This window comes from Actinacidiphila sp. bgisy160, from assembly GCF_965342435.1.
Taxonomy (GTDB): domain Bacteria; phylum Actinomycetota; class Actinomycetes; order Streptomycetales; family Streptomycetaceae; genus Actinacidiphila.
In genome coordinates this window covers 67882-84257 of record NZ_CBDRCM010000034.1, presented here as the reverse complement: position 1 = coordinate 84257, position 16376 = coordinate 67882, and the positions used below count along the sequence as shown (strand labels likewise).

Below are 16376 nucleotides of genomic sequence, written 5' to 3'. Positions count from 1 at the left end.
CCGGGTGCCGCGCTGTCAGAAGCCGCAGTACTGGTTGGACCCGTTGTAGGGCAGCAGCGAGTCCTTCACCCATCCGGTGCGGTCGTCGTGCTGGTTGTAGAGGTACGTCCAGGTGCCGTTCTGGCCGCTCGTCCAGCAGTAGTAGATCAGGACGTCCTGGTTGTCGGCCCAGCCGACTACCCCGCAGACCGTGCTCGAGCCGCTGCGCATGTTGGCGCTGACGCCCGGTGTCATCCGCACGTCCCTGCCGTCCGTGCCCCAGGCCCCCTGACCGCAGGACGCGTTCGCCGTCGCCGGTCCCGCGGTGCCCACGACCAGGGCCGCGGGCACGGCGAGCAATCCCGCTGCCAGTGCCGCCCACTTCGCCTTGCGTGCCGATCGCATGCCGATCCCCTCCCGTTGGTGCCGGCGCGGGTCGCGGTGGCGAACCCACGGGTCGCGGTTGTCAGAAACCGGACGGCGGTGCGACGTTCGTGCTGATCTTTCCGTAGGTCGAGTTGGAGCCGTAGGCGATCCTGATGAAGATGTTGGTGGCCCGGCCGCTGAAGGTCGCCGACTTCGCGGTGTAGACGCCGTTGCACTCGCTCGCCTGCGAGCTGGCCCCGGAGGGCGACACGATCACGTTCGACTTGGCGCAGACTCCGTCGGTGCGGGCGTCGTACAGTTCGAACTTCACCGTCTGCCAGTAGACGCCGTCGATGATGTTCTTGCCCCAGGTGACGGAGCAGTTCCGGAGCCTGGCGTGCGTCGTGCCGCCCGAGTCGTTGACGTACAGGGACGCGCAGGCCACGGTCGACGTGCGGTCGCCGTCGTCGGCGGCGGCGGTGGCCGGCGCGACGGCGGCGCCCGCGAGCGTCGAGCCCAGGGCCAGGGCGAAAGCGCCGGCTGCGCTGGTCAGCGACCGGCGTGACGGACGTACGGACATGGTTCCCCCTTGGTGGTCGGCACGTACGGCGAACAGCCACCGGCGTGGCCGTTCGGGCGCTCGGGCGCGATCGCGCCATCGCGAGCCGCTCGTGCGTACGAATCGACGTCAGTCTGTTCCAAGCAGCATGTCCACAACAAGCACTCGTGTACGACACACTGACGTTACGTCAGAAATGGATCACTGCGCACGGAATGCCGGGGAGACCGCGCCATCCGTCAGGTGCGGCTCGCTGCCGGCTCCGCCTCCGGCTCCCGGACCGGCGCCGCCGCGCGGCGTGGGAGCAGCAGCGGGGTCGCGAGAAGGAGCACGCCGGCCAGGCCGATGGCCGTTCGCGGGCCGAGCAGGCCGCCCAGCACGCCCCAGAGGGCGGTCAGGAGCGCGGTCGAGGCCTTGGCCGTCACTGCCCAGGCGGACAGCGTGCGGGCGACACGGTCGTTCGCGGTGCGTTCGAGGCGGTAGGTGGTGTACACGGGGTTGAAGATCCCGCAGCAGAAGATCAGCCCGAGTTCGACGCCGATCACCAGCAGCAGGCCTCCGGTGCCGGGCTCCACAAAGGCCAGGCCGACGGGCCACAGCGCGCGCAGCGCCCCGGTCGCGATGAGGACCTGGTGCTGTCCGAACCGGGTGACGAGCGGTCGGGCCAGCCGCGAACCGAGCAGCCCGCCGATCGAGGGCGCGGCGAAGGCGAGGCCGTACTGCCACGGCGCGAAGCCGAGGCGGCCGAGCATCAGGACGGCCAGCAGCGGCTGGACGGCCATCACCAGGGCGTTGAACAGGGCGGTGTTGAAGAACAGCGGTCGCAGCGCCCGGTCGGCGAGGATGTACCGCCAACCGCCGAGCAGGTCCCGGGCCCGCATGCGTGCGGGCCGTGCACGCCCGGGCGGCGGCTCGTGCCCGCCCGTCGCGCGGATGCCCAGAGCCGAGAGCAGGTAGCTGACCGCGTCGGCCACCACCGTCGCCACCGGACCGAGGAGCCCGATCGCCGCGCCACCCAGCGGTGGACCGATGATCGTGGTCGTCCATGCCGTGGACTCGAATCGGGCGTTGGCCACGAGGAGGTCCTCGGCCGGCAGGAGCGTCTTGAGGTACGCGCCGGAGGCGGCCCGGAAGGTGATGTCGGCCGCCGCGACGACGACCGAGACCAGCAGGAGCTGCACGAAGGTGAGGACGCCGAGCGCGAACGCGGCGGGGATCGTCAGCAGAGCCGCGAACCGTACCAGGTCCATCGCGATCAGCACGGGCCGCTTGTGCCGGAACTCCACCCACGGTCCCAGCGGCACCGCCACGGCGGCGCCCACCGCGGCCCCCACGGACGACAGCGCCGCGACCTCGGCCGGTCCGGAGCGCAGCACCTGGATGGCGATCAGCGGGAACGCGCCGAAGGCGAGCCACGTGCCGAGCGCGCTGGCCCCGTACGCCCCCCAAAGCCACCCGAACCGCCGCCCCAGCCGGTGCCCGCTCCTCATGCCCGACGCCCCTCGTCACTCACCCTGCACAACCCGTCCGCGACCGGAGGCATCAAAGCGGGCGGCTCAGCCCGGGATCAAACAACCGCAGGGTCATAAGCCACAACCAATGGTTGTACGGCTATGGTGGCGGCATGGATCTCGAGACCGTCCGGACCTTCGTCGCCGTCACCGACGCGGGGCAGTTCCAGGAGGCCGCCGCCGAGCTGGCCGTGACCCAGCAGGCCGTCTCCAAGCGCATCGCCGCCCTGGAGCGCAACCTCGGCGTGCGGCTGTTCACCCGCACCACGCGCGGCGCCGGGCTCACCATCGACGGGCAGGCGTTCCTGCCCCACGCGCGGGAGCTGCTGCGCGTCGCCGAACGCGCGGTCGCGTCCGTGCGCACCGGCAGCCGTCCGCTACGTGTCGACGTGATCGCGTCGCGCGGCGCGGCGTCGGGCCTGATGCGCGGCTTCCACCGCGCGCACCCGGAGACCGAGCTCGACGTGGTCTGGCTGTTCGACATCGAGACGGCCGTCGCCGCCATCCGGTCCGGTGAGATCGACGCCTCCTTCCGCGCCGTCGCCGTGCCCGGCCGGCCTCTTCCCGAGGACATCGAGTTCATGCGGGTGCTCGACGAGCCGCTCCAGCTCCTCACGGGCCCGGGCCACGCACTGGCCGGAGCCCGCTCCGTGACCGTCGCCCAGCTCGCCGGGCACCGGATCTGGATGCCCGGCATCGTCCCCGGCACCGAGTGGGCCGCGTACTACGACGACCTCGTCGCCGAGTTCGGCCTCACCATCGAGGCGACCGGCCCCAACTTCGGCTCCGACGCGCTCCTGGACACCATCGCCGACACCCCGGCCCTGGCCACCTTCATGGGCGAGCACACCCTCCCCCAGCTACCGCTGGGAGGTGCCCCCGACGTGTGGCCCGCCGACCACGGCCTGCGCCGCATCCCGGTGACCGACCCGACGCCCGTCTACCCGCACTCGCTGCTCTGGCACCGCGACAACCCCCACCCGGCGCTGGCCGAACTCCGCGCCCACCTCGCCGCCACCGCGGCCGGCCATGGCGCCGCCGGCACCTGGGCCCCGGGCTGGGTGCTTCCGGGCTGAACGCCGCCGCGTCCATGGGGGACGGATCCCGGGGACGCCTGCCTGAGGCGGACGTCCTCGGGACGGCCCCGCATCGAGCGGTGCCGGGTCGCCCGCAGGTGGCGAAGGCAGCGCGCGTCCGCTCCGCACGTATCCGCACCACGTTCGAGCGGCCCGCCGTCGCTATTGCTGCAGGGTGTAGCGGAAGACACGGGAGTCCCGTACCAGGAAGCCGAGACGCTCGTACAGCCGGTTCGCCGCCTGCCGCGAGGGGCGCGAGGTGAGATCCACCGTGCGGGCTCCCGCCGCGTCGGCCAGGCGCACCGCCTCCTCGGTGAGGGCGGCACCGACGCCGTAACCGCGGGCGGCCTCATCGACCACCACGTCCTCGATCCAGGCCCGCAGCCCGGTGGGCAGGGGAAACAGCACCAGCGTGAGCGTCCCGACGACGCGACCGTCGACCCGCGCCACCAGCACCGTGTTCGCCTCGGCGGCCAGGAGGCGTCGCAGCGACTCGTGGGTCAGCGGGGCGGCGCTGCGGGACAGTTGGGGCAGCAGGCGGGTGAACGCCTCGACCATCTCGTCATCCGCTTCGCGAACGACCGCAACCTCAAGACTCATGATGCGGTTCCTTGTCCAGGGTGTCATGGCACCGGGCGGCCTCGGTGGTGCCCGGGGGCGCGGCCGCGCGTGGCCGCCGCCACCAGTCTTCCCACGAACCCGCCGGCAAGCCATTCGTGCTCATCCACACGTGGGCGGGCGGTCGGCGCGAGCCCTCAGCGGCGCCCCCATCGCCCTCGGTTCCCCACCTCACCGCCTGCGGCTTCGTCCTCGCGTCGGCCACCGGGAGGACGTCCCGTCAATAAGGTGATGTCCCGCCTCGCCCGGAAGGTGGGCCCGGCATTCAGGGCATGTCTCGGGCATGAGAAAAAGCGCGCGTCCCGGCGGACTCTCACGACGCAGACTGATCGGTGCCCTCACCGCCCTCGCACCCGTCGCCGCCGTCCCGGCGGTGTCCCTGCCCGGTACGGCCGTCGCGGCGCCCGAGTCGTACGCCGGCCTCGGGAAGGAGGCCGTCACCGCGTTCCGCAGCGCCTGGGACGCCTACCGGCGGCTGGCCTGGGGACGCGACGAACTGCGGCCGCTGAGCGGCTCCGGCTCGGACTTCTTCGCCCCGGGGCACACGTTCGGACTGACGATCGTCGAGGCGCTCGACACGCTCTACCTGATGGAACTGGACGAGGAACTGGTGACGGCCGTCCAATGGGTGAAGCACGAACTCGCCCTAGACCAGGACGTCTCCGTCCAGGTCTTCGAGTCGGTCATCCGGCTGGTCGGCGGGTTGCTGTCGGGACACCTCGCGACCAAGGACCCCGCGCTGCTCGACCTCGCCCGCGACCTCGCGGACCGGCTGATGCCCGCTTTCACCGAATCACCCACGGGCGCCCCCTACCGCTACGTCAACCTCTCCACGGGCGCGGTCAGCGGACGCCACAACTACGTGGCCGAGATCGGCAGCTGCGTCACCGAGTTCGGCGAGCTTTCCCGGCTCACCGGCGACCGCTCCTACTACGGCGCGGCCAAGAAGGCGCTGCGCGCCGTCTGCGAACGCCGCTCACAGCTGGACCTGGTGGGTACCGCCCTCGACATCGAGACCGGCACGTGGACCGGAACCACCGCCACCCTCGGCCCGCCGGTCGACTCCTTCTTCGAGAACCTGTGGTACGGCTGGGAGCTGTACGGCGACGAGGAACTGCACGCCTGGTACACCACGCTCACCGTCGGCGTCTTCAAGTACCTCGCCGACCGGCGCACCGGACGGCTGTGGTTCCGGCAGGCGGAGATGAGCACGGGCCGCGCCACCGGCCACGCCCAGTCCGAGCTGACCGCCTTCTATCCCGGGCTGTTGGCCCAGAGCGGCCGCGTCACCGCCGGCCGGCGCTACCACGACAGCTGGACGGCCCTGCTCGACGCCTTCCGCCTGCCGCCGGACCTCATCGACTACCGGACCATGCGTGCGAGGGACCCGTCCTATCCGCTGCGCCCGGAGTACGTCGACTCCTGCCTGTTCCTGTGGCTGGCGACCGGGAACCAGCTCTACTGCGAACGCGCCCGCGAGATGTTCGGGCGTCAGAAGCGCTACTGCCAGGTCCCCAACGGCTACACGGTCGTCCGCGATGTGACGGCGTCGCCCATGAAGCTGGGGGACCTCACTCCGGCGTACTGGTTCAGCGAGAACGCCAAATACTACTTCCTGCTGTTCGCCGACGCGCGCCGCTTCGACTACCGCTCCAGTCATCTGACCACGGAGGGCAATGTCCTGCGCGGGCTGCTGCACCCCGATGCCGCGTCAGGTGGCATGGGGCCGGCCGGAAAGTGACGCGAAGCGAAACCGGGACACGTGCCTGGCGTGTCGTACGCGACGGGGCCCCCTCCGGCACGGAGGGGGCGTTGTGCCGACGGCATGCCAAGGGGGCTGCCGCGGGCTCAGATCGTCGGTGTGTCGTCGACGTGCTCCTGGTGCAGTTCGAGGACGAACTTCCAGCCGGCGCTGGCCTCCATGAACCGGACGCGAGTGGGGTAGATGTCCAAGGCGCGGCGGTCGCGGTTCTGGCTGCCGCCCGCACCCTTCCGCCCGCGGCTCGGCTCCTCGAACAGGTCGACCTTGACGTCCGGCACCGCGACGACTTCCTCGTTCCAACGCTGAACGATTCCCGCCCCGAACGCCTCCCTTGCGGCGGCGTAGAGCGAGTTCAGAGCCTCCGTGTTCCCGTCCGGGACGAAGAGAGCGAGGTTCAGCAGGACGCCCGCGGTCTGGAGAACCTCGATTTCCTCCCCGGCCTCGTCGGCAACCCATATGCCGGACTCTTCCGCATTGTCCGGGAGGACGTGCATCTCGTTGCCGAAGATCGTCCTCGCGGTGAAGGATCCGCCCTCGAAGTTCTTGCCCGACTTCGTGAGGGACGCCGGTGCGTAGCAGTCGAGTGGAAGATCATCCATTTCCGCCGAGACGAAGATTTCGTCCTGGAGGCCCAGCTCCGAGACCTCCTCAGCCGTAAGACGGCGGGCCGTGATCTTCTTGGTGTTCACGCTGTTTCCCTTCTCCATGGAGCCACGGACAGTTCGGCGACCCGCTGGCCGCGGCTTGGCCACGGCCCAGCGGGCGCTTGGTGGTGACTTCCGGTCAGACAACACAAGTGGTAGCGCGCGTCGTCCTGCGACGTCGCCGCCCCCGGACAAGGTCCCGGGGCTGTCCGGCTCCGCCTGCCGGGGCGTGCGGCCTGTTCAGGAAGTGCGTCGCCTTCCGCGGCGGCACGGTATGCAGGAGGAGCCATGTGCGGTGAGTTTAGTGCGGGTGTCTGACAGCGCAGCGCCACGCCGTGGGCGTGCGGCCGAGTGAGCCAAGACGGCCCACACCCCGTCAGTTGCCCGACCCGCAGCCGCTGTCGGGTGGCAGGTCAGTCCTGCCGAGGTCGTTCCTGGCCGGATGCCGCCGCCTCGTTCCGCACCCTGAGCCGGTCAATGGACCACGCGCCCAGTCCCGCCAGGAGGGCCGCTCCGACCGCGTAGACCGGCAGCCACAGGGTGGTGGTGGCGGACAGGCGGTCGGCAACGGCGTCATGGCTCTGGACCGCCTGTGCGTGGGCCAGGGCGGCACCAGCGCGGTCGGCCAGGCGTCTCCGCCGTGGCGAGGCCGTGCTGGGCCGGTTGCCACCGATCAGTGAGGGGCAGGGAGGAGGGCCTCGGAGACGGCCAGACACATCTGGGGATCCTCGGTCAGACCGAACCCCAAGGCCCACAGCCAGTAGTCCACCGTGCGCACCAGGGTCCAGGCACGTGCCCGGTCGGCATCGAGGCCGGCGGCCGCGACGAGGGCGGCCAGGCGGCTTCGGATGCCGGCGGCCCCGTCCATGTCCTCCAACCGCCTCCAGACCAGTGGCGCCACCGCGTACTCGGGATCGCCGGTGAGCGGCTTGGGGTCGATGGCCAGCCACGGCTCGCGGACACCCGCCAGCACGTTCTCGTAGTGCAGGTCGCCGTTGACCAGCTGCCCACCTGCCGAGGGACCGTATTCGGCGGCGAGGCCCGCTGCCGCGTCGATCAGTCGCCGGGGGAGGGGGCGACCGAGCTGTTCCCACTGGGCGTTCAAGCGCTCGGGGAGCCCGGCGGCGAGATCCGCCAGGCGGGTGAAGCCCTCAGGGGCCGGGACCGAAAGGCGCCGGAGCAGGCGCCCGGCGACGGTGACCGCCTCGTCAACGTCGACGGCGGTGAGGGTGCGGCCGGCGTCGAGTCGCTCCAACAGCATGGCTCCCGCGGCCGGCTCGTGGTCGAGCAACAGCACGGCCCCCCGGCCCTCCCAGGCGGCGAGCGCCGGCGCCTCCTGCGACGTCGTGGCGTCCTGCCATGAGACCTTGAGCGCGCAGGGCTCGTCGCCGCGCCGCACGGGGATGACCAGGCCCAGGTGGCCGTGGAGCGGCGCGCCGTCCACCGCCAAGACCCACCGTGCGCACAGGCTCTGCACCAGCCCGGGCAAGGAGTCGGCCCAGTCCTTGCCGCTCTGGCCCGCACGGTTGACAGCGGCGGCTGCGAAATCTGCGGGAACGTCGATCACGACACCGATCCTGCCAGGAGGTGGCTGATCCGTCGCCCTGCGATGCGACACCGGCCAGGTGCTCGCGGGGGACGTCGGTGCGCCCGGCTCCGGGTAGGTTCTGCGGATGCGCGGATTTGTCGAAGCCGAGGAACTGTCGGGCGCGGTGCGCCACGCCGTGGGGGCGGACTGCCGAGTCGTCGGGGTGGATCGCCTGCGTGGGGGGAGCAAGAAGGGTGTGTACCGGGTCCGGCTCAAGGGTGGTGGGACCGCGAGCGTGATCGTCTACAGATGGGCGGACGAGGAGAACTTCTGGCCCGGCGACGGCGCTGACGGTGACGACGCGACGGACCCGTTGGCGCCTGCCTCCGGGCTGGTGCCGTTCCTGGCCGCACATCGCGGACTGCGGGAGATCGGGGCACGCGTGCCGCGGCTGCTCTGGGCGGTTGACGCCGCAGATCGGCACGCGACCGGCATCGCCGTGGTCGAGGACATCGCCGGTGGCACGCTGGAGGCACTCTTCACCACCGACCCCGGCCGCGCGGAGGCGGTCTTGAAGGACTTGGCCCGGACTCTCGATCTGATGCAGCGTCACATTGCCCCTCGCTTCGGCAGGGTGGACGTGCTGGAGCGGGGCGGCGTGGCTCTCGGGAAGTCCTGCGAAGAACTCGTGCTCGACCGGGCCCTGCGCGACCTCGCGGAGGCGGCGGGACGCGACAGCAGGATCATGGCGGCGCGCAGCCGGCTCGACGACCGGCTCAAGGCGTTGCGGGCGCTGGTCACCCCGCGCACCGAGTACGGGCTGATTCATGGGGAACTCGGACCCGACCATGTCCTGGTCGGTGCCGAAGCGGGTGCCGTCCTCATCGACATCGAGGGCCTGATGTACTTCGACGTCGAGTGGGAGCACGTCTTCCTGCGTCTGCGTTTCGGGAACCACTACGCGGCCCTCGTCCGGCCCGGCCTCGACCCGCGGCGCCTCGACCTCTACATGCTCGCCATGCGCCTGTCCCTGGTGGCCGGCCCGCTGCGACTCCTCGACGGCGACTTCCCGGACCGGGGATTCATGCGGGGGATCGCCGAGCACAATCTGCGGGAAGCGCTGGCCCTGCTCCCGTGAGGCCGGCGCTGCGACCCTCGCGGCTCGCGGGAAGCCCCCGGGCGGCCCGCCGCCGCCGGCGCGAGGGGCATCCCAGGCAGGCGCCAGGCCGGCGGGTGGGATTTTCGCGAGCGGGCCTACGGCGCCGCCAAGTTGTCGCCGACAGGCAAGTCGACCAGCACAAAAGGCCGGCCGGACGGTCTCGTTGACACCCCGGGGCCCTGGCGTCTTTCCGTCGCGTGTCGTATTCACGCCCTCGATACGTGCAGTGAGCAGTCATGAGCAACGGAGGTCCAGCCTTCACTCAACGAACACGCAGAAACGGGCATTCCTGTCAGAACACCTGAAAAACACAGCAGGTTGCGCACGTGCAGCATTCACGTGATGACCTTGTGTAATCGGAGACCTTGATTCGTCCTTGTTGACATGAACAGAGCGGGACTCGCCTAATGGGCTCCGGTGAACGCGCGGACGTTCACCGTCGCCAGGAGCCGTACAACGGCTCGATCCCTGCAAGCACGCATGGGAGTCACGTTGCACAGACCAGCGATATCCCCCCACCCCTTCCGCCGGACGGTGACCAGAGGCCTGGCAGTCCTCGGGGCCGCCGCGATGGCCGTGCTCGGAATACAGGCACCGGCGTTGGCCTCAGGTGCCACCGGCGCGAGATCCGCTGCCGCTGCCACCGGCGTCCGCCGCTCCTTCGAACCCACCTGTGACACGGCCGGGCCCGGCCAGTTCAGCTGCTTCGCCCTGCGCCGCACCGACGTGAAGCCGGTCAAGGGCCTGCTGCCGGCGGCGGTCACGCCGGCCGGTTACGGTGCGGCCGATCTGCGCAGCGCCTATGACCTGCCGGCCGACGGCGGTGCCGGACAGACCGTCGCGATCGTGGACGCCTTCGACGACCCGACCGCCGAGGCCGACCTCGCCGTGTACCGGGCGCAGTTCGGGCTGCCGGCCTGCACCACGGACAACGGCTGCTTCCGCAAGGTCGACCAGCGCGGCGGCACCGACTACCCCGCGCCGGACCCCGGCTGGGCCGGTGAGATCTCGCTCGACGTCGACATGGTCTCGGCGATCGCGCCGAACGCGCACATCCTGCTGGTCGAGGCCGACGACAACAGCTTCGAGAGCCTGTCCGCCGCCGTGGACCAGGCGGTTGCGATGGGCGCGAAGTACGTGTCGAACTCCTACGGCACCGACTACCGCGGCGGCAACGGCGAGGACCCGTCCGAGACCACGGAGCTGGACGCCCACTACAACCACCCCGGGGTCGCGATCACCGCGTCCACGGGTGACTACGGTTACGGCGTGAGCTACCCGGCGGCCTCGCAGTACGTGACCGCGGTCGGCGGCACCACGCTGACCCGCGATTCGTCCACGCCGCGCGGATGGACCGAGGCCGCCTGGAGCCTTGCCGGTTCCGGCTGCTCGCTGTACGAGCCCAAGCCCGCCTTCCAGCACGACACCGGCTGTGACAACCGGGCACTGGCCGACGTGTCGGCCGTCGCGGAGGACGTGGCGGTCTACCAGACCTACGGCCACAACGGCTGGGCGGTCTACGGCGGAACCAGCGTCTCGGCGCCCATCATCGCCTCGGTGTACGCCGCCGCCGGCACCCCCGTCGCCGGCTCGTACCCGAACGCGTACCCGTACGAGGCCGGTACCGGCCTCAACGACATCACCACGGGCAGCAACGGCAGTTGCTCCCCGTCGTACCTGTGCAACGGGGCCGAGGGCTTCGACGGACCGACCGGCCTGGGCACCCCCGCCGGCCTGACCGCGTTCCGCACCGGCGCGCACGGCGTGATCTCCGGAACCGTGACCGACAGCGCCACCGGAAAGCCGGTCAGCGGCGCCACGGTCACAGCGGGCACCGGCATCGCCCACACCGACGCCTCCGGCACGTACTCCCTGACCATGCCCACCGGCACGTATGACGTCTCCGTCGAGGCGTTCGGCTACGCCAAGGGCTCGGCCGACGGGGTCGTGGTCGACGAGGACGCGACGGTCACCAGGAACTTCACCCTCACGGCGGTGCCGAGCCAGACGGTCGCCGGCAAGGTCACCGACGGCTCCGGCCACGGCTGGCCGCTCTACGCCAAGATCACCGCGGACGGCGTACCCGGCGTGGTGTGGACGGACCCCGCGACCGGTGCGTACAGCCTGGACCTGCCCGAGGGGCACTCCTACACCCTGCACGTCGCGGCGGCCACACCCGGCTACAAGACCGTCAGCAAGACGATCACCGTCGGCGACTCCGCGCAGACGGTGGGCATCGCGGTCCCGGCGGACTCCTGGACGGCGGACACGCCCGGATACCGGGTCGACGTGACCGGCACCACCGAGCCGTTCGACGCCACCGACGCCCCGCCCGCCGAATGGAAGGTGGACAACGCCGAGGACACCACCGGCGGCTGGGAGTTCGACGACCCCGGCGACCGCGGCAACCACACCGGCGGTGACGGCGCGTTCGCCATCGTCGACAGCGACCACTTCGGCGGTGGCGCCACCCAGGACACCTCGCTCGTCAGCCCGGTCTACGACTTCACCGGGAAGAACGACCCCGAGGTGGCCTTCAACACCGAGTACAAGCAGTACGGCGGCCAGTCCGCGGCCCTGGAGGCGACCGCGGACGGCGGCAGGAACTGGACCCGGATCTGGTCCCCCGGCTCGGACGTCACCGGCGACCGCATCGAGGCGTCGCTGTCCGACTTCGCCGGCAAGCCCGAGGTGCAGCTGCGCTTCCACTTCACCGGCAGCTTCGGCTGGTGGTGGGCCGTCGACAACGTTTTCGTCGGCGACCGTCAGCTCACCGCCATCCCCGCCGGCCTGGTCGTGGGCACCGTGACCGACGCCAACACCGGTACCGGCCTCGTGGGTGCCACCGTCACCAGCCAGGACAAGCCGGCGGAGAAGACCACCACGGCGGCCACCCCCGAGGACCCGAACCTGCCCGACGGCTACTACTCGTTCGTCTCGACCGCCTTCGGCAGCCACCCCTTCATCGCGGCCAAGGCGAAGTACACCTCGCTGACCAAGAACGCCAAGGTCGGGGCCGACAGCGCCGTCCAGGCGAACTTCAAGCTCAAGGCCGGGAAGATCACGATCACTCCGGCCTCGGTCGCCGCCTCCGTCGCCTGGGGCGGGTCCAAGACGCAGAACCTGACCGTCAAGAACACCGGCGGCGCCGCCGCCACGGTCAAACTCGGCGAACAGTCCGGCGGCTTCACCCAACAGGGCAAGGGCGCCGCCCTGCAGACCGTCAAGGGTGACTTCAACCCGCTGTCCAGCAAGGCCCACACGGCCGCCAAGGCCGGGCCGTCCGCGGCGGCCCCGGCCGACGACACGTGGCAGACGGCCCCGGACCTGCCGGGCGCCCTCATGGACAACGCTGTCGACACGCTGGACGGCAAGGTCTACTCGGCCTTCGGCTACAACGGATCGAGCGATGTCAAGGACCTGTACGTCCTCGACCCGGTAGCCGGCAGCTGGACGAAGCTGGCGAGCGCGTCCGACACCCGTGAGGACCCCGCGCACGGGTTCATCGACGGCAAGCTCTACGCCGTCGGCGGCTGGGGCCCCTCGGGCTCCCCGGACGCGAAGCTGGAGATCTACGACCCGCAGTCGGACAGCTGGACCACCGGCGCGTCCGCGCCCAAGCCGTACGCCGGCTCCGGCACGGCCGTCCTGGACGGCAAGCTGTACATGATCGGCGGCTGCGGCGCCGACTTCTGCGGCACGACCGATGCCGGCGTCTATGACGCGGGCACCGACAGCTGGTCCCAGATCGCCGCCTACCCCGAGCCCATCTCGTGGGAGGCGTGCGGCGCCATCGACGGCCAGATCTACTGCGCCGGCGGTCTCGGCGCGAGCGAGAACGACGTCGTCCACTCCTACGTCTACGACCCGGATGCCGACAGCTGGTCACAGCTCGCCGACGTCCCGGCCCCGCAGTGGGGTACCTCCTACGCCGCGGCCAACGGCCGTCTGCTGATGGTCGGCGGCGTCGGGAACAACGCCCTCACCAACCGCGGCCAGGCCTTCGACCCGCAGTCCGGCACCTGGGGCACCCTGCCCAACGCCAACGTCGCCACCTACCGCGGCGGCGGCGCGCCCGGCTTCTACAAGGTCGGCGGCGGCAACGCCCCCGGCAGGCCGATCAGCAAGGTCGAGGTGCTGCCCGGCTACGACCAGGGCGGGGCGAGCGACGTCGACTGGATGAGCGAGAGCGTCCAGGAGCTCACCCTGCAGCCCGGGGCCAGTGCGACCGTCGCGCTCTCGCTGGACGCCTCGGCCGCCTCGGTGACCCAGCCCGGTGACCTGACCGCCGGCCTGAACGTGGGTACCGACACGCCGTACTCGGTACCGCGCATCCCGGTCAGCCTGCATGTCAACCCGCCCAAGACCTGGGGCAAGATCACCGGCCTCGTCCTGGGCAACAAGGCCACCGGCGGCACCGCACCGCTGGCCGGAGCCACCGTGCAGATCGACAGCTGGGCCGCGAGCTACACGCTCACCACGTCGGCCGACGGCACGTACGGTCTGTGGCTCGACGTCCGCAACAACCCGCTCACCGTCATCGTCGCCAAGGACGGTTACCAGCCGACCGTCACGACGGTGAAGCTGAAGAAGGGAGCCACGGTCACCGCGAACTTCACCCTGAAGCGCAAGTAACCGGGGCACGCGCCGGGAACGGCGCCGACGGTCCGGGAACGGACCGTCGGCGCACCCCCGGACGCGAACTCGCGCACGCCAACGGCCGTTCCCCTCGGGGGCCGGCCCTCCCTGGCCTTCGGTGATCCTCACCAGCGCCCGCAGCGCCCGCCGCTCGCGCAGGCGCGGTACGAGGGCGTCGATGGCCTCGTCCACCCGTCCGGCCCCCACCAGCACCTCGGCGTAGTCGGGCCACGCGTCGTGCGGTTCGGTGCCCCGGCCCTGGGGGTGCGCCAGTTCCAGCGCCTGGTCGACCCGGCCCCATCGCAGCAGGACGTCGGCGCCGGCGCCGACGGCGGGCTGCCATCCGGTGGCCGTGAACGGTTCGATGACCGCCCAGGCCCGCGCGAACTCCTCTGCCGCGCACAGCCGGCGCACCGCACCCTCCGCGCAGAACCAGTCGCCGCGCTCCTGCGCCGCCTCCATCACCGCTTCCAGGCCGCCGCGTTCGAGTACCGCCTCCACGAGCCGCGGCGGAACGCCGCCGAGCCGGTCCCGCTGCCACTCGAGATCATCGATGTGCACGTGGGGCACCCCAGGCCCCGTCACCGACACCGCGGGCGGCCGCTCCGAACAGCCCCCACGGGCTGCGGGCCGTGGAACGAACTGCCTACGGGAGGTGGCGGGTTCGTGCCGGATTCGTGAAGGACGGGTTTCGCGTCGGCGGCATGCCAACGGTCACCGTCCATCCATGTTCGCGCCAACCTTTCGGCGCCTGTACGCCGCTCTGGGCCACTGCAATGCACAATCATGCAGCCTTCCGCATCGCCTTCTCCGTCCGGACACTCCACCGAACTGCGCGACGCCGCACGCCACATGGACAGGCGTCGTTTCCTCACCGTCACCGGGGCGGCGGCGACGCTGGCCCTCGCCGTGAACATCCCGCTCGGCGGCACCGCCGCGGCGGCCGAGGCGAGCGCCGCGCAGATCACCGAGAACCCCTTCACGCTGGGCGTGGCCTCGGGCGACCCGATGCCCGGCTCGGTGCTGTTGTGGACCCGGTTGGCCCCCCGTCCCTACGAGAGCGGCGGCGGCCTGCCCTCAAAGCGCTTCAAGGTGCGCTGGGAACTCGCCCACGACGAGCGCTTCACCCGCGTCACCAGGCGTGGCACCGTCGACGCGCACCCGGAGTACAACCACGCCGTGCACGTGGAGGTGGGCGGCCTCGACTCCGACCGCGTCCTGTACTACCGGTTCCGCGCGGGCCAGTGGATCAGCCCCGTGGGCCGTACCCGCACCGCCCCGTCGAAGGGCGCCCGCCTGACCGAGCTGCGCCTCGCGGCGGTGTCCTGCCAGGCCTACCACGACGGCTACTTCACCGCCTACCGCCACCTGGCCGACGAGGACCTCGACGCGGTCTTCCACCTCGGCGACTACCTCTACGAGTACGCGGTGACCGCGACCGGGGGCGCCCGCGCCTACACGGACCGTTTCCTGCCCTCGCACTTCAACCGCGAGACCCTCACGCTGGAGGACTACCGGCTCCGGTACGCCCTCTACAAGTCGGACCCCGACCTGATGGCGGCCCACGCGGCGCACCCCTTCGTGGTCACCTGGGACGACCACGAGACGGAGAACAACTACGCGGACGGCACCCCCGAGAGCGACGTGCCCCCGGAGGAGTTCCTGCTGCGGCGGGCCTCCGCCTACCGCGCGTACTGGGAGAACCAGCCACTGCGGCGCCGGCAGCTCCCGCAGGGTCCCGACGCGCAGCTCTACCGCCGTCTGCAGTTCGGGCGGCTCGCCCAGTTCGACATCCTCGACACCCGCCAGTACCGCTCGGACCAGGCGTACGGCGACGGCTGGCAGGTCCCGGGACCGCAGTCGCAGGACCCGGCCCGCACCATGACGGGCGCGACCCAGGAGCGCTGGCTCGTCGACGGCTGGCGTACCTCGAAGGCGACCTGGAACGTCGTTCCTCAGCAGGTCACCTTTGCCCAGCGCAAGGACCGCACGACGCCGGACTTCAAGGTCTCCATGGACTCCTGGGACGGCTACCCCGCCTCCCGGCAGCGCCTGCTCGACGGCTGGGAGTCCGCCGGCCGGGACAACCTCGTCGTTCTCACCGGCGACGTCCACGTCCACTACGGCTTCGACATCAAGAAGGACTTCGACGACCCGGCCTCGAAGACCCTCGGCACCGAGATCGTCACCAGCTCGATCAGCAGCGGCAAGGACGGTTCCGACAAGCCGTCCAACTGGGCGACCTACATGCAGGCCAACCCGCACCTGAAGTTCTACAACGGCCGCCGCGGCTATGCCGTGCTGACCCTTGGCAGGGACTCGGCGCGCGCCGACTTCAGGACGGTGTCCGCGGTGACCACGCCCGGCGCACCCGTCACCACGGCCGCCTCCTTCGTCACCGAGGCCGGCAATCCGGGGCTCACGCCCGCCTGACCTCCGGCAGGGCGCGGCATGCGAGCGGGACCCCGGGGTGGCCCACCCCGGGGTCCCGCTCGCGTACCGTCCGGCCGGTGCTTCGCGGGTCCCGGGCCTACGC

The 16376-nt window shown here is 71.1% G+C and carries 11 protein-coding genes; 5 read left to right on the top strand and 6 right to left on the bottom strand.

Annotated features, from left to right (window positions below; genetic code table 11):
• Positions 1-15: 15 nt before the first annotated feature.
• The 3 genes from ACRWNP_RS24605 to ACRWNP_RS24595 form a co-directional block, all read right to left on the bottom strand.
• Positions 16-384, bottom strand: a complete 369-nt coding sequence (locus tag ACRWNP_RS24605; RefSeq protein ID WP_431964850.1) for an SH3 domain-containing protein — start codon at positions 382-384, stop codon at positions 16-18.
• Positions 385-445: 61 nt separating this feature from the next.
• Entirely contained in the window at positions 446-925 is a 480-nt protein-coding gene (locus ACRWNP_RS24600; protein WP_431964848.1) for a hypothetical protein, read from the bottom strand.
• Between the two features lie 218 nt (positions 926-1143).
• Positions 1144-2394 carry an MFS transporter gene (locus tag ACRWNP_RS24595; RefSeq protein WP_431964846.1) on the bottom strand — a complete coding sequence of 417 codons (1251 nt, stop codon included), beginning with the start codon at positions 2392-2394 and terminating at the stop codon, positions 1144-1146.
• Positions 2395-2528: 134 nt separating this feature from the next.
• Between ACRWNP_RS24595 and ACRWNP_RS24590 the strand changes: the two genes are divergently transcribed.
• Positions 2529-3491 (top strand): LysR family transcriptional regulator, encoded by a 963-nt coding sequence (locus ACRWNP_RS24590; protein WP_431964844.1) that lies wholly within the window; start codon positions 2529-2531, stop codon positions 3489-3491.
• Between the two features lie 162 nt (positions 3492-3653).
• On the opposite strand, the gene ACRWNP_RS24585 is transcribed toward ACRWNP_RS24590, so the two are convergent.
• The gene (locus tag ACRWNP_RS24585; RefSeq protein WP_431964842.1) at positions 3654-4091 is read right to left on the bottom strand and encodes a GNAT family N-acetyltransferase; all 438 of its coding nucleotides are present in this window, start codon (positions 4089-4091) and stop codon (positions 3654-3656) included.
• Positions 4092-4392: 301 nt separating this feature from the next.
• Between ACRWNP_RS24585 and ACRWNP_RS24580 the strand changes: the two genes are divergently transcribed.
• Complete coding sequence (locus ACRWNP_RS24580) at positions 4393-5850, top strand: glycoside hydrolase family 47 protein (protein WP_431964840.1); 1458 nt, start codon at positions 4393-4395, stop codon at positions 5848-5850.
• Between the two features lie 107 nt (positions 5851-5957).
• On the opposite strand, the gene ACRWNP_RS24575 is transcribed toward ACRWNP_RS24580, so the two are convergent.
• The gene (locus ACRWNP_RS24575) at positions 5958-6560 is read right to left on the bottom strand and encodes a hypothetical protein (protein WP_431964838.1); all 603 of its coding nucleotides are present in this window, start codon (positions 6558-6560) and stop codon (positions 5958-5960) included.
• Between the two features lie 628 nt (positions 6561-7188).
• Positions 7189-8082, bottom strand: coding sequence for an aminoglycoside phosphotransferase family protein (locus ACRWNP_RS24570; protein ID WP_431964836.1), 894 nt, complete (start codon positions 8080-8082; stop codon positions 7189-7191).
• Positions 8083-8188: 106 nt separating this feature from the next.
• Here ACRWNP_RS24570 and ACRWNP_RS24565 point away from each other — a divergent pair, with 106 nt between their 5' ends.
• The 3 genes from ACRWNP_RS24565 (at position 8189) to ACRWNP_RS24555 (ending at position 16273) form a co-directional block, all read left to right on the top strand.
• Positions 8189-9181 (top strand): phosphotransferase, encoded by a 993-nt coding sequence (locus tag ACRWNP_RS24565; protein ID WP_431964834.1) that lies wholly within the window; start codon positions 8189-8191, stop codon positions 9179-9181.
• Positions 9182-9772: 591 nt separating this feature from the next.
• The gene (locus tag ACRWNP_RS24560) at positions 9773-13837 is read left to right on the top strand and encodes a carboxypeptidase regulatory-like domain-containing protein (protein WP_431964856.1); all 4065 of its coding nucleotides are present in this window, start codon (positions 9773-9775) and stop codon (positions 13835-13837) included.
• Positions 13838-14626: 789 nt separating this feature from the next.
• Positions 14627-16273: an alkaline phosphatase D family protein gene (locus ACRWNP_RS24555; RefSeq protein ID WP_431964832.1), complete on the top strand. Its 1647-nt coding sequence runs from the start codon at positions 14627-14629 to the stop codon at positions 16271-16273.
• The last annotated feature ends 103 nt before the right edge of the window (positions 16274-16376 follow it).